The following is a 21,931-nucleotide window of genomic DNA, read 5'->3' on the forward strand; positions in this document are numbered from 1 at the left end:
ACGATGTCGAGCGACGAAACGCCGAACGTCCCCACGCCCTCGCACTCACGTGCGGCCGTGCGGGAGAAGGCCCAGCAGGTGAACGCCAAGCAGTCCCGTGCGCGGATCATGCGACGAGTGATCATCGCCGTGGTCGCGATCGTCGTCGTCGGCGCCGCCGGAGGCGCCGTGGCCTGGGCCGTCGGCTCCGCCGTGTCGAAGCCGTCGCTCACCCCGTCGAACCTCCAGGACGACGGAGTCGTCGTGACCAAGGAGGATCTCGCCGCCGCGCGTGCCGGATCCGCGAGCACGCCCACGCCGTCTCCGACCACCGCGGGCACGCCTGCGGCCACCGGAACCGCGACGCCGACGCCCGACCCGACGGCCACCGCTGGAACGGTCGACGTCCACGTCTACGTCGACTACCTCTCGCCGGGCGCGAGCGACTTCGAGCGCGCGAATGCGAAGCAGCTCGCCACCTGGGTCGATCAGGATGCGGCCACCGTGACGTACCACCCCGTCGCCCTGCTGACCGCGAACTCCAACGGCACCAAGTACTCGCTGCGCGCCGCGTCCGCCGCCGCCTGCGTCGCCTCGATGCAGCCCGACGTGTTCTACGCGTTCAATCACGCGCTCCTCATGGACCAGCCGAAGCAGGACACCGACGGCAAGAGCGACAAGGAACTCATCGATCTCGCCGTCTCGAGCGGCGTCAAGGATGCCAAGGGTCTGCAGAACTGCGTCGACGACAGCACCTACGACTCCTGGGTGAAGGATGTCACGCAGCGGGCTGTCGACGGTCCGCTGCCCGGCTCCAAGAAGGGCGCCCTGAGCGGCGCTCCGACGATCGTCGTGAACGGCCAGATCTACGCCGGATCCCTCACCGATGCCGCCGAGTTCAGCCAGTTCGTGCTGTCTGTCGCGAGCGACTCCTACTACGGTACGAGCGCCCCGACGGTCTCACCCACGCCGTCGCCCACGACTGCGAAGTAACGCGCGCGGATCCGCCCCGGTGCGTGCATGCCGGGGCGCCGCGGATTGCTACGCTGGGAGCGGCTCTCGGGCCACTCTCGCCTCCTTAGCTCATCTGGTAGAGCAGCGGCCTTGTAAACCGCAGGTGGCCGGTTCGAGTCCGGCAGGAGGCTCCGACCCTGCTCAGGGGGATGCGGTCATGGATGCGCTCTGCACCCGTTGCGTCGCGTCCGCTGAGGCCAGCAGTGCTTCGTCCATGAGTTCGCGGGTGGCCGCGCCGTTCAACCAGTCCTGGGCGAACGCCGCGGGCAGCAGCACCGGCATGCGGTCATGGATACCGGCCAGGCGCTCGGGCGCGGGCTGCATCACGATCGAGTAGCAGGTGAACCAGGATCCGTCCTCGGCGCGCCCGCGCTGTGTCACCGCCGCCATGCCGAACAGCGCGCCCTGCAGGCCGAACTCGTGCCACGTCTTGGACGGCTTCTGCATCTCGAACCAGCGCGTGGCGGGCACGATCGCCCTGCCGTGCAGGCTTCCCGGGCGTTCCTGCAGGCGCTCGGAGCGCGTGTTGATCGACGGGAAGCGCGAAGGTCTGCCGTCGATGAGGAAGCCCCACCAGGCCTCCTCGAGCTGCGGTGTTCGCGACTCCGAGGGCACGAGGATCGGATTGAGATTGCGCAGCAGACGACCGGTCGGGCGCAGGGTCTCATCGGCGTTGCGGCGCGCCCAGCCGCGTATGCCCTCCATGAGTTCGTCATCGGCCTCTTCGATCAGCTGCTGATCGCTGAACCGGGGATCCAGACCGTAGCTCGCGCACATGGAGGGAGCGTACCTCCGCCCTCGGACATCGGCGAGACCGGGTGAGCGCACGTGCGGCGGTAGGCTCGGGACAGTGACAGTGCACTCCCCGACGCCGAGACGCGGTCGCACCGCTCTGGCGCTCGGCGGAGCGGTCGCCATCGGGGCGATGACGGCGATCCAGGCACGCGTGAACGGCCAGCTCGGGGTGCACCTGGACAACGGGATACTCGCCGGCTGGGTGTCCTTCGCGGTGGGGCTCGTGCTGCTGAGTTTCCCTGTGCTGCTCACGCGCTCGGGGCGCGCCGCGCTCGGACGCCTCTGGCGGGGGATCCGCACGGGGAGCGTGCCGTGGTGGATGCTGCTCGGCGGCGCCTGCGGCGCGCTCACCGTGTCGACGCAGGGGCTCGTCGCGGGCGTGCTCGGGGTGGCCCTGTTCAGCGTGGGCGTCGTCGCGGGCCAGACGCTGCACGGCCTGCTGCTGGACCGGTTCGGTTTCGGGCCGGCGGGCGTGGTGGCCATCACTCCCGGCCGGCTCATCGGCGGCGTGTGCGCCCTCGTCGCGGTCGGCGTCTCGCTCGGCGGGGACGTGCTCGGCCGGGCGCCGTTGTGGATGCTGGTGCTGCCGTTCCTCGCCGGGGCCGGCATCGCGTTCCAGTCGGCCGTGAACGGCAGGCTCGGACAGCGCATCGCGTCGCCTCTCGGTGCGACGTACATGAGTTTCCTCGGGGGAGTGCTCGTGCTGTCCGTGTCGGCGGGCGCGAGCCTGCTCGTCACGGGAGCGCATGAGCCGTTCCCGACGGAGTTCCCCGGCGATCTGTGGCTGTACCTGGGCGGGCTGCTCGGCGCCTGCTACATCCTGTTGGGCGTCGTCATCGTAGCCCGCACGGGAGTGCTGCTGATGGGACTCGGCGCGGTCCTCGGTCAGCTGGCGGTATCGGTGCTGATCGATCTCATCTGGCCTCCTGCGGCGGGACCCGCGGCGTGGCAGGTCGTCGTCATGGTGCTCGCCGCGGTGCTCTCGGTGCTGGCCGCGCTGCCCTGGCGGAGCCGCCGTCGGCTCAGCTCCGTTTCTCCGCCTTCCTGAGCCGTCGCTCCGCCTTCTCAGCCTTCTTCCGCTCCTCGGCGCGCTTCTTCGCCTTCTTGGCGGCCTTCTTCGCCTTCTTCGTCTTCTTCCCGCGGGCGTCGGGCTTTCCGGGCTCCTGCGCCGGCGCGCCGACGTCGTCCGTTCCTTCGGCCGGCATGCGGGAGAGCAGCGCCTCGGCGTCGACGGGCGTGCGCCGGCCCGGCTCCTTGCCCGGTTTGCCGCCCACGTAGAGCCATCCGAGCAGCTCCTCGTCCGGGCCGAGCCCGTGTGCGCGCGCCACGGCTGCGGTACGGGTGTATCCGCCCGTGCGCCAGATGACGCCCCAGCCGGCCTCGTCGAGCAGCAGGCTGAGCACGTGCGCGACGCCGGAGGCGACGGCCTCCTGCTCCCAGTGCGGCACCTTGTCGCTGCGCCGGTAGCTGGCGACGACGGCGATCAGGAGTGATGCGCGCAGCGGCTTGGACGACGGCGAGGAGTCGCCCGTCGCCTCCGCGATAGAGGCTCCCAGCCGCTCCCGGTCTTCTCCGCGCAGCTCGATCAGGCGCCACGGCCGGAGCGAGGAGTGATCCGCGACCCGGCCGGCGGCGGCGATCAGCGGCAGCAGCTGTTCCCGGGTGGGCGCCTCGGGGGTCACCTTGGACCAGGACTGGCGGCGTTGGACGGCGTCGAGTGCGCTCATGCCTCGGCGGCGGAATCGTCGGGCTGGAAGGACAGCGCGATCGAGTTCATGCAGTACCGGTCTCCGGTCGGCGTGCCGAACCCGTCCGGGAAGACGTGGCCCAGGTGCGAACCGCAGTTCGCGCAGCGCACCTCGGTGCGGGTCATGCCGAGGCTCGTGTCCTCGATCAGCTGGACGGCCTCTGGGCGGACGGACTCGTAGAAGCTCGGCCAGCCGCAGCCCGAGTCGAACTTCGTGCCGCTGCGGAACAGCTCGGAGCCGCAGGCGCCGCAGGTGTAGAGGCCCGCGCGGTGCTCGTCGAGCAGCTCACCGGTCCACGCCCGTTCGGTCGCGGCCTCGCGCAGCACGGCGTACTGCTGCGGGTCGAGTTCTGCCCGCCATTCGGCGTCGGTCTTGGTCACGCGGTGCGACATGGATCCTCCCGGGGTCGGATCCATTCTCCCGCGTTCCGGGTGCGGAGGGGCGCGGAGAGGCGCGGAGAGGGCGCGCCGTCCCCGGACGGCGCGCGCTGCGACGTAGCCTGGGAGCGTGACGGACCTCCTCAGCGACAGCGAACGCGTCATCCTCGCGTTCGAGGCGCGGCGTCCCGGGCACTCCAGTGCCAAGGAGGAGGCGATCCGCGCCGAGCTCGAGATCACGCCGGCGCGGTACTACCAGCTGCTGGACCGGGTCATCGACTCCGAGCAGGCGCTGGTCGAGGATCCGATGCTGGTGCGCCGTCTGCGCCGGATGCGCGAGGATGCGGCCGCGCGTCGGGCTGGTCGCACCGCGTTCTCCGCCGGCTGAGGCGAGGGCTGCACCTCGTGCTCACGGCCTGTCGTTCACGGAAACCGCAGGAGCAGCCCGGATAACATCGTGGAATGCCAGACTCCGCCCGCGACCGATTCGACGTGATCCCGCACGCACAGGGTCGCGTCGGCGCCCACCGCGCCGAGAACCCCGGGATGCGCGGCTGGTTCGTACTGCTCTGGGCCGCCGTGGCGACCGCGGTGCTCATCGCCGTCGGCATCTTCGCCGCGATGCTCGCCATGGGCAAGATCAGCTTCGACGGCGGAACGCCGATGCCCAGCGTCTCGCGGACGGCGACCGCCTCCGCCCCGGCGCTGGACACGTCGTACGCCGTGCTGGTGCTGAATGCGACCACCGCGAACGGCCTCGCCGCGAGCACGCGCGACACCATCGTCGCCGCCGGGTTCGCCGGGAACGCCGTGGCTGCGAGCGACGCCAGCGAGCAGGACTTCCCCGCGACCACCGTCTACTACAAGTCGGAGGCGGACAAGTCCGCGGCGCAGGCGCTCGCGAACCTGATCGGGGCGACGAAGATCGCTCTGAGCGGCCAGTACGGCGACGATGTCGTGGCCGGCCAGAAGCAGCTGACGGTGGTGCTCGGGCTGGATCTCGCGAAGAACGCCCCGACGACGGAGCCGACCCCCGCTGACACGTCGGGCGACGGCGCGACGGGCTGAGGCCTGACGGCCCTCCGCGGCTTGCACTCACAGGGGTCGAGTGCCAGACTGGGTTTAGCACTCGACTGATCTGAGTGCTAAACCCAATGTCTACGTCCAGGAGGGACGACAGAACTCATGGCAAAGATCATCGCTTTCGATGAGGAGGCCCGTCGCGGTCTCGAGCGCGGCCTGAACATCCTGGCCGACGCGGTCAAGGTGACCCTCGGCCCGCGTGGCCGCAACGTCGTGCTTGAGAAGAAGTGGGGCGCCCCCACCATCACGAACGACGGCGTGTCCATCGCCAAGGAGATCGAGCTCGACGACCCGTACGAGAAGATCGGCGCGGAGCTCGTCAAGGAGGTCGCCAAGAAGACCGACGACGTCGCCGGAGACGGCACCACGACCGCGACCGTGCTCGCCCAGGCGCTCGTCCGCGAGGGCCTGCGCAACGTGGCCGCCGGTGCCGACCCGATCAGCCTGAAGAAGGGCATCGAGAAGGCCGTCGCCGCCATCACCGCCGAGCTGCTCGCCTCCGCCAAGGAGATCGAGTCCAAGGAGCAGATCGCCGCGACCGCGTCGATCTCGGCCGCGGACCCGGAGATCGGCGCGCTCATCGCCGAGGCCATCGACAAGGTCGGCAAGGAGGGTGTGGTCACCGTCGAGGAGTCCCAGACCTTCGGCACCGAGCTTGAGCTCACCGAGGGCATGCGCTTCGACAAGGGCTACCTGAACCCCTACTTCGTCACGGACCCGGATCGCCAGGAGGCCGTCTTCGAGGACGCGTACATCCTCATCGCGAACCAGAAGATCTCGAACATCAAGGACCTTCTGCCCGTCGTCGACAAGGTGATCCAGGACGGCAAGGAGCTCGTCATCATCGCCGAGGACGTCGAGGGCGAAGCGCTCGCGACCCTGGTGCTGAACAAGATCCGCGGCATCTTCAAGTCCGTCGCCGTCAAGGCTCCGGGCTTCGGCGACCGTCGCAAGGCGCAGCTGCAGGACATCGCCATCCTCACCGGCGGCACCGTGATCACCGAGGAGGTCGGTCTCAAGCTCGAGAACGCGACCCTCGACCTGCTGGGTCGTGCGCGCAAGGTCATCGTCACCAAGGACGAGACCACGATCGTCGAGGGTGCCGGCGACGCCGAGCAGATCGCCGGTCGCGTGACCCAGATCCGTCGCGAGATCGAGAACACCGACAGCGACTACGACCGCGAGAAGCTGCAGGAGCGCCTCGCCAAGCTCGCCGGCGGCGTGGCCGTCATCAAGGCGGGCGCGGCCACCGAGGTCGAGCTCAAGGAGCGCAAGCACCGCATCGAGGACGCCGTCCGCAACGCGAAGGCCGCCGTCGAAGAGGGCATCGTCGCCGGTGGTGGCGTCGCCCTGATCCAGTCCGGCACGAAGGCCCTCGCGGGTCTCGAGCTCGAGGGTGACGAGGCGACCGGTGCGAACATCGTTCGCGTCGCGATCGAGGCTCCGCTCAAGCAGATCGCGCTCAACGCCGGTCTCGAGCCGGGCGTCGTCGCGCACAAGGTCTCCGAGCTGCCCACGGGCCACGGCCTGAACGCGGCCACGGGCGCCTACGGCGACATGTTCGCACAGGGCATCATCGACCCGGCCAAGGTCACCCGCTCGGCGCTGCAGAACGCCGCGTCGATCGCCGGCCTGTTCCTCACGACCGAGGTCGTCGTCGCCGACAAGCCCGAGAAGGCTGCCGCCCCGATGGGCGACCCGTCCGGCGGCATGGACTTCTGAGTCCAACCCCCTTTCGAGAAGGCCCCCGGGATCCGTCCCGGGGGCCTTCTCCGTCCGCTGAGCGAGCCTGCGCACGTCTGCGCGTCTGCGCGTCTGCGCGTCTGCGAGCCCGCTCAGCGGAACAGCGCCGCCGACTCGCTCTCGGCCTGCGTGTAGAACTGCTCGGCGGATCCGAGGGCCTGCGCGATCGCCGCGAGCGCCTGCTCGAGGTGAGCCTGCGCACCGCGCCACTGCTCCGCGGCATTCTGACACGCGAGGGCGGCCGGTCCTCGCCAGGACGCCTGCAGCAGCGTGAGCTGCGAGAGCATCGTCGCCGTGTCGCTCTGCAGCCGCTCGGCGGTGGCCTGCACGGAGAGCCGGGTGGTGGAGACCGCGTCGGTGTCGACGCTGAAGACGGTCATGGGGATCCTTTCGTCGAGGTGCATCGGATGCGTTCGACGATAGGGAGCAGGGCCACGCCGGTCGGGGTTCATCACGCAACCGGTGCGGAACCCCGCCGCGTCCGCGATGTGCGGACCGATCCGGGCGCCGGCGAAGGGGCCCTCAGCGCGACAGATCGAGCGGCTCGATGGGCTGGGTGTCCTGCAGCAGGTGCTCGGGCGTCGCCCGCGGCGCAGCGAGCGGCAGCGACACGGTGAACGTCGCGCCGCCCCCCGGCGTCTCGCTCACCTGCACCGAACCGTTCAGGGCCCGCACGATGGACGCCACGATCGCGAGGCCGAGGCCCGCACCGCCGGTGTCCCTGGTGCGGGAGGAGTCCGCGCGCCAGAAGCGCTGGAAGATCTGATCCCGGATCTGCTCGGGGACGCCCTCGCCGTGATCCACGATCGAGAACCAGCCCACGTCCCTGCGCCGATCCGCACCGACGACCACCTCGATCGGGGAATCGCCAGGGGAGAATCGCCGGGCGTTGCCGAGCAGGTTCGCGATGACCTGGCGCACCTTGTTCTCCTCGCCGAGCACGATCGGCGGGGTGGAGACGGGAGCGACGATCGCTTCGGAGAAGTCGATCTCGGGAACCGGGTCGCCGTCTCGCGGACGACGGCGCAGGATCGCGGGGATGCGGCCCCGCGTGGGCGTACTGCGCGTCACCGGGGCTGGCCGTGTGATCGCGGTGGCCGAAAGAGCGGGCGGATCCGTGGGATGCGCCTCGGCGGTCATGTCGACGACCGTCACGGGGCGCTCCGGCGCCGCCGCGCGCAGATCGAGGGCGGCGTCCTGCGCGAGCGGACGCAGGTCGAGCGGCTCGATGGTCAGCTCGCGCTGCTCGTCCAGGCGGGCGAGGGCGAGCAGATCCTCGACGAGCACGCCCATCCGCAGCGCCTCCTTCTCGATCCGGTCCATCGCGCGCGCGGTGTCCTCACCGGGCTTGATGGCACCCATCCGGTACAGCTCGGCATAGCCGCGCACACTCACGAGCGGTGTCCGCAGCTCGTGGCTGGCGTCGCCGACGAAGCGGCGCATCTGCTGCACGGAGCGGTCGCGCTGGGCGATCGCCGCATCCAGGCGGTCGAGCATCGTGTTGATGGCGCCGTTCAGCCGCCCGACTTCGGTGGTCGGCTCGAGGTCCGTGAGTCGCTGGCTGAAGTCGCCCGCGGCGATCGCCATGGCCGTGGACTCCACGCGTCCCAGCCGGCGGAACGCGAGAGTCACCAAACCCCGGGTCGCCAATGCCGCGAGGATGATCGTCACGAGCGCGACCGTGGTGAACACGCCGAAGAACGTCGCGAGGATGCGATCGGGCTCGTCCAGCGAGACCGCCACCATCTGGATGTAGGTGATGTTGGTGTTCGGATCCTCGCGGACCGCCACCGCCGCGCGGAACTCGGATCCGTCCGCGCCGCGCAGGACCATCGGCTCCGTGCGTCCGGCGTCGAGCGTGGCGCGGGCCAGCGGGTAGGAGGTGGGGAACTCGGGCTTGACGGCCTTCGGTGCGCCCCCGCCGGAGTACACGAGCGCGCCCGCCGTGTCGTAGACGGCGACGACGTAGTCGGCGAGGCCGAGCGTCTCGTCCTTCAGGGTGACGCTGAACGCGCCGGAGCCGTCAGGGGTGATCGTGGCCAGGTCGCTCGTCACGAGCGTCGGCAGCTGGGACTCGACGTTGTCGATGAGCAGATTGCGCAGAATCGGCATGGTGCCGACTCCCGTGACGACCAGACCGAGCGCGAGCACGCCGACGGTGACGCCGGTCACCTTCGCGCGAAGGCTGATCCGGCGCCACCATCGCGTGATCGCGTCGGGCTCTGCCATCCGTTACGCGGACTTCCCCACCTTGAGCATGTAGCCGAAGCCGCGCTTGGTCTGGATGACCGGCTCCTCGGTGTGCGGATCGATCTTGCGGCGGAGGTACGAGATGTAGCTCTCCACGATGCCTGCGTCGCCGTTGAAGTCGTATTCCCAGACATGGTCGAGGATCTGCGCCTTCGACAGCACGCGGTTGGGGTTGAGCATGAGGTACCGGAGGAGCTTGAACTCCGTCGGGCTGAGCTCGATGGGGGTGGATCCGACGAACACGTCGTGCGTGTCCTGATCCATCGACAGCTCGCCTGCGCGGATCACGGACTCCTCGTCCGCCTGCATCGTGCGACGCAGGATCGCCTGCGCGCGGGCGACGATCTCGTCCAGCGCGAAGGGCTTGGTGACGTAGTCGTCGCCGCCGGCGTTCAGGCCCTCGATCTTGTCCTCGGTGTCGTCCTTCGCAGTGAGGAACAGGATCGGCGCCGTGAATCCGGCGCCCCGCAGGCGCTTGGTGACGCTGAACCCGTTCATGTCGGGGAGCATCACGTCGAGGATGATGAGGTCGGGCTCCTCCTCCAGCACGGCCGAGATCGTGGCGGCGCCGTTGGCGACCGTCTTCACCGAGAATCCGGCGAAGCTCAGGCCCGTGGAGAGGACATCGCGGATGTTGGGTTCGTCGTCGACGACCAGGATGCGCGCTTCAGTCATGCCCCCATTATGGTGACCCGATCCGTGTTCGCGCTGATTGCAGGCGGAACTTCCCTAGGGAATGGCTATGTGACCGCTCAGGAAACGTGACGATCAGGCCTCTCCGGGTGCAGAGTGAGACCCATGAAGATCGACATCATCGAGCACGAAGGACCGTACCGTGTCGGCGTCGTCATCGGCAGCCTCTCCCGGGAGTCCATCAACCGCCGCCTTGCGAACGCGCTGACTCATCTGGCCCCAGAAGGCTTCGAGTTCTTCGAGATCTCCTATGCCGACCTGCCGCTGTACAACCGCGACTTCGACGCCGACTATCCGCAGGTCGCCCTCGACTTCAAGGCCGCGGTGGCGAGCGCGGACGCGGTGCTTTTCGTCACGCCCGAGTACAACCGCTCGCTGCCAGGGCCGTTGAAGAACGCGATCGACTGGGGCAGCAGACCCTGGGGCCAGAACGTATGGGCGCACAAGCCGACCGGCGTCGTGGGCGCGTCGATGGGCGCGATCGGCACCGCGGTCGGTCAGCAGTCGCTGCGCGGCACTCTCGGCTTCCTCAACGCACGGCAGATGACCGCGCCCGAGGCCTACATCCACTACTCGCCGGGCCTCATCGACGACGACGGCCGCGTGACGACGCCGGGGACCGAGGAGTTCCTGCGCCAGTTCATGACCGCTTTCGCCGAGTTCACCGCCCGCGTGCTGACCGTCATCCCGCAGACCTGAGCGTTCGGATCCGGTCGGCGGGCCGCGAAGGAGCGTTCAGAGCATGGACGACGAGGAGCGCGTCGGTGATGCGGCGTGCTGGCTCTCACGGGTGTGCCCTGAATGCGGCGCGCTGCTCGATGACCTCGCCGCACCGTGCTGGCGCTGCGGGCTGAGCCCTGGCGAGGAATCGTCCGCCCGGTCCGAGGGGTGACGGGGCTCAGCTCCGCAGTGCCGCGTCCACTGCACGAGCGATCACGTCGGCGATCGGCGCGTCCGGGTCCACCGTGAGACGGTGCAGGAGGAGACCGTCGCACGCTGCCATCAGAAACGTCGTGCTGCGTGCCGCGCTCTCGCCGCCGAGCTCCGTCAGGACGCCGCGGATCCACTCCTCCATGCCCCGGCGCTGATCTCGCAGCGGCCGGATCGCGTCGTCATCGGCCTCGAGGAACAGTGCGTATCTCGCGCGGGTGCGCGTCGCCAGCGGGCCTGTCTGCGCGGCGCCCATGCGGGAGAGCAGAGTCACGAGCTCGTCCCGGCTATGGGGCTCGGGAAGGCCTCCGTCCGCGCGCTCCTGCTGGGCGAGCCACTCGACCACGCCCGCGACGAGGGCGGCCCTGGTGCGGAAGTGATTCGACGTGGAGCCCGCGGGCAGCGCGGCTGCGGCGTCCACCTTCCCATGCGTGAGCGATCGGATGCCTTCGGTCCCGATCAGGGTCACGGCGGCATCGAGGGCGCGGCGGCGGGTACTGCTCATGAGGAAGAGGGTAACTACTATGTTCCTAGTGACGCGACACTATAAACGTAGTAATATCAGATCGGCGGGCCAAGGGACCCGCGTTGTGCGACGACAGGGAGGTCTCGCCATGGACACGCAGGCGTCTTCACAGGGGGCGGTCGGACGCACGTGGTCTCCGCCGCTCCCCGAGGCGGACGGCTTCGAGCACCTCATGATCGAGACTCCGGGCCTGCGCACGCACGTCGCGGTCATCGGGGAGGGCGAGCCGGTCGTCGCCTTGCACGGATTCCCGATGCACTGGTGGCAGTGGCATCTGATCGCGCCCGCGATCGCCGCGCAGGGATACCGGGTGCTCTGCCCGGATCTACGAGGATCCGGCTGGACCGAGAGCGAGGACCCGAGGTTCCACGCCGAGTCGCAGGTCGACGACGTCGAGGCGGTGCTCGACGCTCTGGACATCGAGAGCGCGTTCCTCCTGTGCCACGACATGGGGGCGATCGCCGGGATGCAGCTCGCGTACCGGAGTCCGAGGCGCGTGCGTGCGATCGTCCAGGTCTCGGTGCCGCCGGGGTTCATGGAGTTCACGCCCCGAGTGATGCCGGCGTTCGCGCACATGCCTGCTCTGCTTGCTCATCGTCCCGGGCGTTCGCTGCGATATTTGTTCGGGCCGCACTATGCGGCGCAGCCGATGGCCGACAGCACGATCGACACGTATCTGAGCGTCCATGAGCGACCCGAGGTCGAGCGCGCCGTCACCGCGCTGTACCGCGGCATGGTKATTCCGGTGTCGATGCGGCTCATGCGCGGGGTCTACAAGCGAATGCGGCTGCATCCGCCCATGCTGTGCGTGTTCGGCCGGCAGGACGGACCGTTCGCCGAGCCGACGGCGCGCCGCGTCTGCCGCAACGACGCCGAGCACGCCGACCGGTTAGCCCTGGCCTTCGTCGAGGGCGGCGCGCATTTCCTCACCGACGACAGGCCCGACGACGTCGTGCGGTTGAGCCTGGACTGGTTCGCAGGCGCGGTGTAGGGGCCCGGAGGGATCGCGGCGGGCGAGCGCACGGCGGGGGAGCGGTCAGGCGGCCTCGAGCTCGTGCGCGTCCAGGATCGTGTAGCTGTAGCCCTGCTCCGCGAGGAAGCGCTGACGGTTCTGCGCGTAGTCCTGATCGACCGTGTCGCGGGCGATCAGCGTGTAGAAGCTCGCCGTGTGCCCGGACTGCTTCGGGCGCAGCAGGCGCCCGAGCCTCTGCGCCTCCTCCTGCCGCGAGCCGAAGGATCCGGAGACCTGGATCGCGACCGAGGCCTCGGGCAGGTCGATTGAGAAGTTCGCGACCTTGGAGACCACGAGCAGCTCGATCTCGCCCTCGCGGAACTGGCGGTACAGCTCCTCGCGCTCGTCGACGGGCGTGGCGCCCGTGATCGACGGGGCGTTCAGGGCCCCGGACAGCTCCTGGAGCTGGTCGAGGTACTGCCCGATCACGAGGATGCGCTCGCCCGGGTGCTTCGCGATGAGCTCGCGCACCGCGGTGATCTTGGCCGGCGCGGAGGCGGCGAGGCGGTAGCGCTCGTCGTCGGTCGCGGCGGCGTACTCCAGCCGGTCGTCCGGCGGCAGGTCCACGCGCACCTCGTAGCACGCGGCGGGGGAGATGAAGCCCTGTGCCTCGATCTGCTTCCACGGCGCGTCGAAGCGCTTCGGTCCGATGAGGCTGAACACGTCGCCCTCGCGGCCGTCCTCGCGTACGAGCGTGGCGGTGAGGCCGATCCGGCGCCGCGCCTGCAGATCGGCGGTGAGCTTGAACACCGGCGCGGGCAGCAGGTGCACCTCGTCGTAGACCACGAGGCCCCAGTCCATCTCATCCAGCAGCGAGAGGTGCGCGTACTGACCCTTCCGCTTCGCGGTGAGGATCTGGTACGTCGCGATCGTGACCGGCTTGACCTCCTTCACCTGCCCCGAGTACTCGCCGATCTCCTCGGCGGTCAGGCTCGTGCGCTTGATGAGCTCGTCGCGCCACTGCCGCGCCGAGACGGCGTTCGTGACCAGGATGAGCGTGGTCGTCCTGGTCGCGGCCATCGCACCGGCGCCGACGATCGTCTTGCCGGCGCCGCAGGGGAGCACGACGACGCCGGATCCGTCCTTCGCGAACGCGTCGACCGCGTCCTGCTGATACGGGCGCATCGTCCAGCCGTCTTCGACCAGCGTGATCTCGTGCGGGGTGCCGGGCGTGTAGCCGGCGAGGTCCTCGGCGGGCCAGCCGATCTTCAGCAGCTCCTGCTTGATCTGCCCGCGGGCCCAGGCGTCGATGACGTAGGCGTCGGGGGAGGGATGCCCCACGAGCAGCGGCTGGATCCGCTTGTTCCCCGCGACCTGGGTGAGCACAGCGGGGTCGGTGGAGCGCAGGATGAGCAGGCCCTCGTCGTCCCGCTCGATCACGAGCCTGCCGTAGCGGTTCACGGTCTCGCGGATGTCGACCGACACGGAGGGCGGCACCGGGAACCGCGACCAGCGGTCCAGGGTCTCGAGCATGTCCTCGGCCGTGTGGCCGGCGGCGCGCGCGTTCCACAGCCCCAGCCGGGTGACCCGGTAGGTGTGGATGTGCTCGGGCGCGCGCTCCAGCTCGGCGAAGATCGCGAGTTCGTGCCGGGCGCTCTCGGCGTCGGGATGTGCGACCTCGAGCAGTACGGTGCGGTCGCTCTGGACGATCAGCGGGCCATCAGACATAGCGGATCAGTCTACCGGTCGTGCCGGGCCGCGGGCGCCCGCCGCCCGGACGAGACCGTCTCGAGGCATCAGGATCCGGTGTCCTCGATCGCGCGGGTGGAGAGGATCGAGCGGATGGGCAGGGTGCGCTCGACGTCGCTCGCCCGGTCGCGGCCGCGCACGCGCCCGCCTCCGAAGCCCGTCACCTCGAGCACGAGCTCCCGCGCCGTGCCGTCGGGCATCGCGACCTCGACGGCGAGCACGGCGCGCTGTTTCGCGGCGTGCTCGAGCTCGCGCTCCAGCCAGGCGGCATCCGCATCGCCTTCACGGGCCTCGCGCAGGCGCGCGATGAGCGTCCCGTAGCGCTGCGTGTCAGAGGGCGGCGGGGGCGCGCTCTCGGCGGTGGTGCGCACCGGACGCTCGACAGCGCCCTCCGCGTCGACGAGAGCGGCAGGGTAGTGCTCGTCGGTGAGCGCCCAGAACACGGTGTCGCGGTTGACGCGCGTGGTCAGCACGGTGCCGTCCTCCGCACTGTTCTCGGGGACGAGGCCCAGCGGACGCAGGGCCTGATCCACGCCGATCGCCTCCAGCAGGTGCGGGTCGCGGCTGCGCACGCGGGTGCGCCCGGTCTCCGGGTCCGTGCCCACCTGCACCTGGCCGTGCCTGCTCGCGCTCTGCGCCAGCAGGTAGCGCAGCGGCTGAGGCACCCCGGTGAGCGAGATCTCCTCGAGGAACGTCAGGACGCCGTGCTCGGTCTCACCGGCGGACAGCGCCGTGCTGAGCGAATCGGCGGTGAAGCGATAGGACGAGGCCTGGCTCGCCGACTCCCGCGCAGCCATGCCGCGCAGCCGCAGATCGAGGGCGGGCAGCAGGGGGCCCGGTGCGATCGCCGTGAGGTCGTTCTGCAGGAAGATCCGGTCGACCTCGGCAGGAACATAGGCGGCGAGGGCCGCGGGGTCCGGATCCGCTCCGTGCCGCGGTGCTGCGGCCCACGGAGCCTCGAGGCCTTCGGGGCTTGCTCGCTCGTCCATGACGAGGCCGAGCAACCGCGCCTGCCGGAGCAGGGCGTCGATACGAGCGGGCCAGGCGGGGTCCCAGGGGTGTTCGTGCCCCCACTCCCGCAGCGGGATCCAGCCGCCGTCCTCGGTGCGCAGCACATCGGGCAGTGCATCTCGGAAACCGGAGACCAGCTGCGCCCATCGTTCGGTGCCGGGCAACCGGAGCCAGGCCGCGCCGGCGGCGGAGAGGAGCAGGGTGCGACCGATCGGCCGGAGCAGTCCCGCGGCCGTGCCGACAGCCAGCACATCGTCGAGCAAAGCCGGATCATCGGGGAGACCGCGTTCGCTCAGCCGACGCTTCTCGGAGAGCCCGACCGTACCTCCGGCGAGCAGCGCGAGCGGCCCCTCCTCGGCGAGCAGCAGGGCGTCGGCGAGGGTGGCGACCGTGGTGAACGCCCGTTCGGCCGCGCGAGCCGCTGCGGGCTCATCGCCGTGCCCGGCGAGAAGTGCGGATCCCGGGGCTGCCGCGACCGCGGCGCCTGGCGCATCGCGTCCGGCGACTGCGGCCGCGACCGACGGCGGCAGCGTCGCGCCAGAGGGGGAGAGCAGCGCGAGATCTCGCAGGGCCTCCGCGACGGAACCGGGATCCTCGCCGGATGCCGCTGCCACGAGCCCACCGGCCTCGGCGCGGGTCAGCCGGGGCAGGATGCGCGCGAGGGAGGACGGATCCAGCAGTGCCTCGGCGGCGTCGAAGAAGTCGTTCCAGCCCGCGTCCGGTCGCACCTCGCGGCGGCCGAAGAGCGCGGAGAGCTCCTCATCGGTGCGCGCGGACAGCGCCTCGGCGAGAAGGCGCGCATGGGTGCTCATGGGGAGACCAGCTCTCGGCGCGTCAAGAGCGCCGCGCGGCGCGGCCTCTCCGCACGATGCTCATGATGAGCAGCACGATGATCATGACGAACGCGATCGGCAGACCCCAGAACGGGAACACGCCCACGACGGGCCAGGCGCCGTGCGTGAAGTCGGCCTGCTTCATCCCCACCGCGGTCGCGATGATGATCACGAAGAAGCAGATCACGGAGAGTGCGGCCAGCGTCAGYGCGCCGAACGTCAGGAACCGATCGATCCCGCGGATCTCCGGCTCGGGGGCAGGCGGCCGAGTGCTCATCCGTCCCAGCCTACCCGCTCCGCGACCGGTAGGCTGGTGGGGTGCGGGGCTTCCGCACGCGTCCCGACCGGATCCGCACGGATCCGGCGCCCGAGTATTGCAGCGAGGTTCTCCCATGCCCACCGGCAAGGTCAGGTTCTATGACGACGAGAAGGGGTTCGGCTTCATCACCACCGATGACGGCCAGGACGTCTTCCTGCACGCCTCGTCCCTCCCCGCCGGGTCCGCGGTCAAGGCCGGCACCCGAGTCGAATTCGGTGTCGCCGACGGCAAGCGTGGTCTGCAGGCGCTGTCCGTGCGCATGCTCGAGGCGCCCGTGAGTCTCGCGAAGACCAAGCGCAAGCCCGCGGACGACATGGCGGTGATCGTCGAGGACCTCGTGAAGCTGCTCGACGGCATCGGAGGCGACCTCCGCCGCGGCCGTTACCCTTCCTCCAGCCACGGCCGCAAGATCGCCGCTGTGCTGCGCAATGTGGCCGAGGACTTCGATGCCTGAGAGCGATGTCACCGGCGTCGAGCCGATCATGCCCGTGCAGGCCACGGCCGAGACGGTCGCGCCGGCGGTCGAGGAGCGCTTCTCGGACGATGAGCCCGTTGCGATCCTGCATGTGAGCGAGCGCCTGCTGGACGCGCGCGATCTGGCGCTCTCCGCCCTGCACGAGATCACTCCCGCGGCGTCGGTGGGGCCGGCCGCCGGCTACCTCCCCGAGGTCGACGGCGTGGTCTCGCTGCTCTTCGAGAACCGCCTCGGCGGCTACCCGGGCTGGTACTGGACGGTGTCCGTCGCGCAGGTCGGCGACGACGAGCCGACCGTGCTGGAGGCCGAACTGCTTCCGGGAGACGGCGCCCTGCTCGCGCCCGAGTGGGTGCCGTGGGCCGAGCGTCTCGCCGATTACCGCGCGCACCAGGCGGAGCTCGCCGCCTCGGCTCAGCACGACGTGGAGGCGAGCGGATCCGATGAGCTTCCTGCTGATGCGCTCGAGGCGGAGTCCGACATCGACGACGACGATCTCGATGAGGACGAGCTGGACGACGACGACGAGGATGAGGCGGCGCCGCGTCTGCACGCGGGGGACCTCGACGGCGTGGACATCGATGAGCTCGACGACTCCGTCGACTCCGAGGATGATGACGACTCTGTCGACTCCGACGATGACGATGACGCGGACGATGACGACGAGGACGGCGACTCCGAAGAGGAGTGAGCATCCGCCTCCCGGGCAGCGCCCGGGAGAGCAGCCGATACGAGAGAAGGCGCCACAGCTCCTGGGAGGACTCGTGCGTGCGCGCGGCGGCCCAGGCGAGTCCGCCGTTGCCGTTGATCCACTGCAGCTGGGAGTCCAGCAGGTGCAGCGTGGTCAGTGCCGGAGTGTTGAGCGTCTGCTCGAGGCGGGAGTTGTCGACCGCGTTCTTCAGGCTGAGGAACTCGGGGATGTAGCGCCCGGATGCGGCGATCCGCTCGATCCGCTCGACGGCCGCAGGCGACACCGCGGCGAACCAGAGGCCGCCGTCGGATCCGAGGTTCTTCTGCGGGGCGAAGTAGTAGACGTCGGTCTCGGTCACGTCGAAGTCGATCCCGCCGGCGGCGCTGGTCGCGTCGATCACGGTGAGCGCGCCGTCCGCGGAGACGCGGCGGATCGGGGAGGCGACACCGGTCGAGGTCTCATTGTGCGGCCAGGCGTAGACGTCCACGCCATCGACGATCTCTGCCGCGGCGCGCGAACCGGGCTCCGCCTTGCGCACATCGGGCGCCTGCAGCCACGGCGCCGCCGCGGCCTTCGCGAACTTTCCGCCGAACTCGCCCGAGACGAGGTTCTGCGCGCGGTTCTCGATGAGGCCGAATGCGGCGGCATCCCAGAACGCGGTGGATCCGCCGTTGCCGAGGATGATCTCGTAGCCCTCGGGAAGGCGGAACAGGGAGGCGAGCTGCTCGCGGACGCTGCGGACGAGGTTCTTCACCGGCGCTTGGCGGTGCGAGGTGCCCAGCAGGCTCGACCCGACGGCGGCGAGTGCGCTCACCTGCTCGGGGCGGATCTTGGAGGGGCCGCATCCGAAGCGGCCGTCGACGGGCAGAAGGTCGCGGGGAATCTCGATCGCCATGCACAGATTCTAGGTGCCGTCGAGGGGCTGCCCTTGCCCGTGTGACACCGTGCGACGGGCTCTGCGCCGTCGCACGGCGATCCTGCGCTGCCGGGCATCCGCGGCAGCGCCGGCGCATATCCGCAGAAGGTAGGCTTGCCTAACAGCAGGCGACCGCATCCGCGGCACGACAAGGGGGATCGATGGCAGATCTGATCGACACCACGGAGATGTACCTCCGCACCATCCTCGAACTCGAGGAGGAGAACATCGTCCCCCTGCGCGCCCGGATCTCCGAGCGCCTCGGGCATTCCGGTCCCACGGTGTCGCAGACGGTCGGCCGGATGGAGCGCGACGGCCTCGTCGTCGTCTCCGAGGATCGCCGCCTCGAGCTGACCGAGGCCGGGCGTCGCAAAGCCGTGGACGTGATGCGCAAGCACCGTCTCGCCGAACGCCTGCTCTCCGACGTGATCGGGCTGGACTGGGCCTACGTGCACGAAGAGGCCTGCCGCTGGGAGCACGTCATGAGCGAGCAGGTGGAGCGCCGCCTGGTCGAGCTGCTGGGGCACCCCACCGAGTCGCCGTACGGCAACCCGATCCCGGGGCTGGACCAGCTCGGCGGCACCGCGGCGCGCACCTTCGATGAGGGCGTGATCGGCCTCGTCGAGCACATGAACACAGCCGGCACGCCCACCGAGGGTACCGTGCGCCGTCTTGCCGAGCCCGCGCAGGTGGACCCAGAGCTGCTGCAGCAGCTGCGCGACGCCGGGGTCGTCCCCGGGGCGCGCGGCCGGTTCCGCTTCAACGAGGGCTACGTGCTCATCGAGGTGGACGGGCAGGACGAGGGCCTCGAGCTCCCGGTCGAGCTCGCCTCGCACATCTTCCTGGTCGCCTGAGGAACTCCACGGTCGCCGGGAGGCTCGCCGGCTGGACATCGCCTGTGCGCGCATCGCGGGACCCGCGGGAAATGGGCGTTCAGCGGATCCTTGGGGCAGCGTGACACGTTCGTGACTTTCCGGTAACGTCGAGAGGGCCGTTGACGAGAAGCCCGTCGACGGACTCCACGGCGCTCGCCTCATCGGCCCGTCGCCGCCGTGGGGAGACATGCGTCCGAACCCTGTGCGGACCGACCCGATCGACGACGGACCGGCGCGACTTCGCGCAGAGGCCGGAGGACAGACTTTGCCTGACACCACGATCGAGACCACGAGCCAGACGAGCGCCGACGCGACCACGCGCCGAAAGGCTGCGACGCGATCCGGTGCCTTCGTGCGCCCGGTGCGGACCGTGGCGATCCTCGGGGCCGTCGGCGCCCTGGTCGCCGCGATCGCCCTCCCGGCCTTCGTCTCGACGAGCGGTGCGGCGGACGCAGCTCCGGTGACCACCGAGCAACTGGCGGCCGACAACGCCCAGTCGATCGTGGTCGCGTCCGAGGCCACGCAGGCCCCGAGCACGCGCGGGCAGTTCGCCGCGACAACGCCCGACGAGATCGAGAAGCGCAAGGCCGAGGAAGCCGCTGCAGCGCGGGCCGCTGCGGCGGCCGCCGCAGCCTCCGCGGCATCCGCCGCGACGGCCAGCAGCTCCCGCCCGTCTCTTGCCGGGATGGCGCTGGTCGCTCCGGGCTCCGGCGCCGTGCGCTATCCGGTCACGAGCTTCACGCCCGGCGAGGGCCCCGGCTCAGGCCGCGGCCACGAGGGCTGGGACATGATCGCGCCCCAGGGAACGCCGATCTACGCCGCTGCCGCCGGCACCGTGACGGCCTCCGCCGAGAGCATCGGCGGCTACGGCGTCTCGATGATGATCATGAGCAACCTCAACGGCACCATGGTGGAGACCCGCTACGGTCACATGGTCTACGGCAGCCGGATGGTGGAGGCGGGCGACCAGGTCTCCGCAGGCCAGCTCATCGGCCTCGTCGGCAACACCGGCAACTCGTACGGATCCCACTTGCACTTCGAGGTGCGCATCGGCGGCTCTGTCATCGACCCCGAGCCCTGGCTCGCCGCGAACGCGGGTTGACCGGCCTCAGCCGTCTCCGGCGGCCGCTCGGATCGGTCGTCCCGAATCAGGGGGTGACAGATTCATCACGATCGGGTAACGTCGGGGAGGTCGTCGACGAGAAGCCCGTCGGCGATAAGCCCGGCGGCAGCCTCCCGGTTCGTCACCGCCGTGGTCATCCTGATGTGCGTCGAAATCCCGACGCGCACGCGAGTACGGACGAGCCGACGCACGGCGCCGAGGCCTGGAGGAAGCCCTTGGCCGAAGAACTCGAACAGACCGACACGTCCGTCGACACGCGTTCCCCGAAGCGTGCGAAGAACCCGGTCTCCCGATCCGTGGTGCGCCCGATCCGCACCTTCGCCGTCCTCGCCGCGGTGGGAGCACTGGTGACAGCGATCGCCTTGCCCGCGCTCGCGACCGGCGCCGCACCCGCGACCGCCTCGCCGGCGACCGCTCAGCAGATCGCCGCCGGTCACGCGCAGTCGATCGTCGTCGCATCCGAGGCGACGGCTGTCGCCGGCACACGCGGCTCCTTCACCGCGACGACTCCGCAGGAGATCGAGCAGAAGAAGGCGGAGCAAGCCGCTCTCGCCGCCGCCAAGGCCGCGGCAGAGGCCGCCGCCGCCAAGCCCTCGGTCGCGTCCGTGCGCACCAACATGGCTCCGATCGCGAACCCCGGACAGGTCATCTACCCGATGGCGGCCGGCTCCTACACGCTGAGCGATGGCTTCGGCGCGGCCCGCAGCGGTCGCAGCCACATGGGCCAGGACTTCGCCGCGCCGATCGGCACTCCGATCTATGCCGCCGCGGACGGCTGCGTCACGATCTCCCAGGACGGCTACGGCGGCTACGGCGAGACGGTCGAGCTCTCCCACCCCGCACTGAGCGGATCCGCCGCGATCTCCACGCTGTACGGGCACATGAACTACGGCAGCCGAGCGGTCGGAGTGGGCCAGTGCGTCACCGCCGGCCAGTACCTCGGTGAGGTCGGGAACACCGGCTGGGTGTCCGGATCCTGCCTGCACTTCGAGGTGCTCGTGAACAACACCGAGATCGACCCTCTCGCGTGGCTCCAGGTCAACGTCCGCTGATCCGTCACGGCGTTCACCGGAAGTTCTCCGCGTCGTCGTCGGAGCATGGGCTAGCCTGATTCCGTCGTCGCAAGGGCGGAGGAACACGATGGGACGAATACCGAGCATCCGAACCACGGATGCACTCGGTCGACTCGTTCTTCGGCATTGCCCGCAGGATCTGCACGGATCACCCGTGCGCTCACGGCGCTGTCTCTCGTAGACAGCGCCGTTTTCGTATCCTGCGGACCCTCTGTCTGCGCACGGTCGAGAGACCGGGAAGCCGTCCCGGTCGGATCGAAGGGATGCAGGATGCGCACACTGGTGCTCAACGCTGGGTACGAACCGCTCGCGGTCGTGTCGTTCAGACGCGCGATCGTGCTGGTCATGAACAAGAAGGCGTCCGTCGTGGAATGCGCCGTCGACGATCCCGTCTGGGCGGCGAGCGGCCGCTTCGACCGCCCCGCCGTTATCGTGCTGAGCCGGTACGTGCGGATGCCGAGAGCCCGGCATGCGCCCGTCACGAGACGCGGGGTGCTGCGCCGTGACGGCAATCGCTGCGGCTACTGCGGGAAGTCCGCATCCACCATCGACCACGTGCTGCCGCGTTCGCGCGGGGGCAAGAACTCCTGGGAGAACCTCGTCGCCTGCTGTCTGCGCTGCAACAACGTCAAGAGTGATCGCACTCCGCAGGAGATGGGCTGGGAGCTGCGCCTGACGCCCGCTCCGCCACGGGGGACGGGATGGACGGTGCGCGGATCAGAACGGGGCGACCCTCGCTGGGAGCCCTACCTGGAGATGGCGGCATAGGGCCGCGTGTG

At 70.0% G+C, this 21,931-nt stretch carries 22 protein-coding genes, 1 tRNA gene and 2 pseudogenes; 14 read left to right on the forward strand and 11 right to left on the reverse strand.

Features of this window, described 5'->3' with window-relative positions:
* The first annotated feature begins 3 nt into the window (after positions 1–3).
* Both AC1DG4_RS04530 and AC1DG4_RS04535 read left to right on the forward strand, forming a co-directional pair.
* Positions 4–972, forward strand: coding sequence for a DsbA family protein (locus AC1DG4_RS04530; protein WP_477376522.1), 969 nt, complete (start codon positions 4–6; stop codon positions 970–972).
* A gap of 79 nt (positions 973–1,051) precedes the next feature.
* Positions 1,052–1,124 (forward strand) — tRNA-Thr (locus AC1DG4_RS04535).
* Positions 1,125–1,134: 10 nt separating this feature from the next.
* Here AC1DG4_RS04535 and AC1DG4_RS04540 read toward each other — a convergent pair.
* Positions 1,135–1,770: an SOS response-associated peptidase family protein gene (locus tag AC1DG4_RS04540; protein ID WP_477376524.1), complete on the reverse strand. Its 636-nt coding sequence runs from the start codon at positions 1,768–1,770 to the stop codon at positions 1,135–1,137.
* Positions 1,771–1,843: 73 nt separating this feature from the next.
* On the opposite strand from AC1DG4_RS04540, the gene AC1DG4_RS04545 reads away from it, so the two are divergent.
* A complete protein-coding gene (locus tag AC1DG4_RS04545; protein ID WP_477376526.1) occupies positions 1,844–2,836 on the forward strand; it encodes a DMT family transporter in 993 nt (330 codons plus the stop codon).
* 136 nt (positions 2,837–2,972) lie between these two features.
* On the opposite strand, the pseudogene AC1DG4_RS04550 reads toward AC1DG4_RS04545, so the two are convergent.
* Both AC1DG4_RS04550 and msrB read right to left on the reverse strand, forming a co-directional pair.
* A pseudogene (locus AC1DG4_RS04550) lies at positions 2,973–3,515 on the reverse strand (nitroreductase family protein); the annotation flags it as partial.
* Positions 3,512–3,928, reverse strand: a complete 417-nt coding sequence (msrB, locus tag AC1DG4_RS04555; RefSeq protein ID WP_477376528.1) for a peptide-methionine (R)-S-oxide reductase MsrB — start codon at positions 3,926–3,928, stop codon at positions 3,512–3,514. The pseudogene AC1DG4_RS04550 and the gene msrB, both read right to left, overlap by 4 nt.
* 115 nt (positions 3,929–4,043) lie before the next feature.
* Between msrB and AC1DG4_RS04560 the strand changes: the two genes are divergently transcribed.
* The 3 genes from AC1DG4_RS04560 (at position 4,044) to groL (ending at position 6,718) form a co-directional block, all read left to right on the forward strand.
* On the forward strand, positions 4,044–4,301 hold the full coding sequence (locus tag AC1DG4_RS04560; RefSeq protein WP_477376530.1) for a DUF3263 domain-containing protein: 258 nt from the start codon (positions 4,044–4,046) through the stop codon (positions 4,299–4,301).
* 74 nt (positions 4,302–4,375) lie between these two features.
* A complete protein-coding gene (locus AC1DG4_RS04565) occupies positions 4,376–4,981 on the forward strand; it encodes a LytR C-terminal domain-containing protein (RefSeq protein WP_477376532.1) in 606 nt (201 codons plus the stop codon).
* A 117-nt stretch (positions 4,982–5,098) separates the two neighbouring features.
* A complete protein-coding gene (gene groL, locus AC1DG4_RS04570) occupies positions 5,099–6,718 on the forward strand; it encodes a chaperonin GroEL (RefSeq protein ID WP_477376534.1) in 1,620 nt (539 codons plus the stop codon).
* Positions 6,719–6,831: 113 nt separating this feature from the next.
* Here groL and AC1DG4_RS04575 read toward each other — a convergent pair whose 3' ends face one another.
* The 3 genes from AC1DG4_RS04575 to AC1DG4_RS04585 all read right to left on the reverse strand — a co-directional run bounded on the left by AC1DG4_RS04575 (position 6,832) and on the right by AC1DG4_RS04585 (position 9,664).
* Entirely contained in the window at positions 6,832–7,119 is a 288-nt protein-coding gene (locus AC1DG4_RS04575; RefSeq protein WP_477376536.1) for a WXG100 family type VII secretion target, read from the reverse strand.
* Positions 7,120–7,261: 142 nt separating this feature from the next.
* Positions 7,262–8,968 (reverse strand): sensor histidine kinase, encoded by a 1,707-nt coding sequence (locus AC1DG4_RS04580; protein ID WP_477376538.1) that lies wholly within the window; start codon positions 8,966–8,968, stop codon positions 7,262–7,264.
* 3 nt (positions 8,969–8,971) lie between these two features.
* A complete protein-coding gene (locus tag AC1DG4_RS04585) occupies positions 8,972–9,664 on the reverse strand; it encodes a response regulator transcription factor (protein ID WP_292720678.1) in 693 nt (230 codons plus the stop codon).
* Positions 9,665–9,787: 123 nt separating this feature from the next.
* Between AC1DG4_RS04585 and AC1DG4_RS04590 the strand changes: the two genes are divergently transcribed.
* Complete coding sequence (locus AC1DG4_RS04590; RefSeq protein ID WP_477376541.1) at positions 9,788–10,381, forward strand: NADPH-dependent FMN reductase; 594 nt, start codon at positions 9,788–9,790, stop codon at positions 10,379–10,381.
* A 199-nt stretch (positions 10,382–10,580) separates the two neighbouring features.
* On the opposite strand, the gene AC1DG4_RS04595 is transcribed toward AC1DG4_RS04590, so the two are convergent.
* The gene (locus tag AC1DG4_RS04595) at positions 10,581–11,117 is read right to left on the reverse strand and encodes a TetR/AcrR family transcriptional regulator (RefSeq protein ID WP_477376543.1); all 537 of its coding nucleotides are present in this window, start codon (positions 11,115–11,117) and stop codon (positions 10,581–10,583) included.
* Between the two features lie 109 nt (positions 11,118–11,226).
* Between AC1DG4_RS04595 and AC1DG4_RS04600 the strand changes: the two genes are divergently transcribed.
* Positions 11,227–12,129 (forward strand): alpha/beta fold hydrolase, encoded by a 903-nt coding sequence (locus AC1DG4_RS04600; protein WP_477376545.1) that lies wholly within the window; start codon positions 11,227–11,229, stop codon positions 12,127–12,129.
* Between the two features lie 45 nt (positions 12,130–12,174).
* On the opposite strand, the gene AC1DG4_RS04605 is transcribed toward AC1DG4_RS04600, so the two are convergent.
* The 3 genes from AC1DG4_RS04605 to AC1DG4_RS04615 form a co-directional block, all read right to left on the reverse strand.
* Positions 12,175–13,818 (reverse strand): DNA repair helicase XPB, encoded by a 1,644-nt coding sequence (locus AC1DG4_RS04605; RefSeq protein WP_477376547.1) that lies wholly within the window; start codon positions 13,816–13,818, stop codon positions 12,175–12,177.
* Between the two features lie 68 nt (positions 13,819–13,886).
* On the reverse strand, positions 13,887–15,662 hold the full coding sequence (locus AC1DG4_RS04610) for a helicase-associated domain-containing protein (protein ID WP_477376549.1): 1,776 nt from the start codon (positions 15,660–15,662) through the stop codon (positions 13,887–13,889).
* Positions 15,663–15,684: 22 nt separating this feature from the next.
* Entirely contained in the window at positions 15,685–15,960 is a 276-nt protein-coding gene (locus AC1DG4_RS04615) for a multidrug ABC transporter ATPase (protein ID WP_477376551.1), read from the reverse strand.
* 115 nt (positions 15,961–16,075) lie between these two features.
* On the opposite strand from AC1DG4_RS04615, the gene AC1DG4_RS04620 reads away from it, so the two are divergent.
* On the forward strand, positions 16,076–16,456 hold the full coding sequence (locus tag AC1DG4_RS04620; protein WP_477376553.1) for a cold-shock protein: 381 nt from the start codon (positions 16,076–16,078) through the stop codon (positions 16,454–16,456).
* Complete coding sequence (locus AC1DG4_RS04625; protein ID WP_477376555.1) at positions 16,449–17,165, forward strand: DUF3027 domain-containing protein; 717 nt, start codon at positions 16,449–16,451, stop codon at positions 17,163–17,165. Before AC1DG4_RS04620 ends, AC1DG4_RS04625 begins: the two co-directional genes overlap by 8 nt.
* A gap of 52 nt (positions 17,166–17,217) precedes the next feature.
* On the opposite strand, the pseudogene serC reads toward AC1DG4_RS04625, so the two are convergent.
* Positions 17,218–18,060: pseudogene (gene serC, locus AC1DG4_RS04630) on the reverse strand (phosphoserine transaminase); the annotation flags it as partial.
* Between the two features lie 182 nt (positions 18,061–18,242).
* Between serC and AC1DG4_RS04635 the strand changes: the two are divergent.
* From AC1DG4_RS04635 to AC1DG4_RS04650, 4 genes are all read left to right on the forward strand, one after another.
* Positions 18,243–18,935: an iron-dependent transcriptional repressor DtxR gene (locus tag AC1DG4_RS04635; RefSeq protein WP_477376559.1), complete on the forward strand. Its 693-nt coding sequence runs from the start codon at positions 18,243–18,245 to the stop codon at positions 18,933–18,935.
* Between the two features lie 286 nt (positions 18,936–19,221).
* Complete coding sequence (locus tag AC1DG4_RS04640; protein WP_477376561.1) at positions 19,222–20,058, forward strand: M23 family metallopeptidase; 837 nt, start codon at positions 19,222–19,224, stop codon at positions 20,056–20,058.
* Between the two features lie 236 nt (positions 20,059–20,294).
* Complete coding sequence (locus tag AC1DG4_RS04645) at positions 20,295–21,131, forward strand: M23 family metallopeptidase (RefSeq protein WP_477376563.1); 837 nt, start codon at positions 20,295–20,297, stop codon at positions 21,129–21,131.
* A gap of 291 nt (positions 21,132–21,422) precedes the next feature.
* Positions 21,423–21,920 carry an HNH endonuclease gene (locus AC1DG4_RS04650; protein WP_477376565.1) on the forward strand — a complete coding sequence of 166 codons (498 nt, stop codon included), beginning with the start codon at positions 21,423–21,425 and terminating at the stop codon, positions 21,918–21,920.
* The last annotated feature ends 11 nt before the right edge of the window (positions 21,921–21,931 follow it).

The sequence above is a fragment of the Microbacterium sp. 05N427 genome (genome assembly GCF_056397105.1).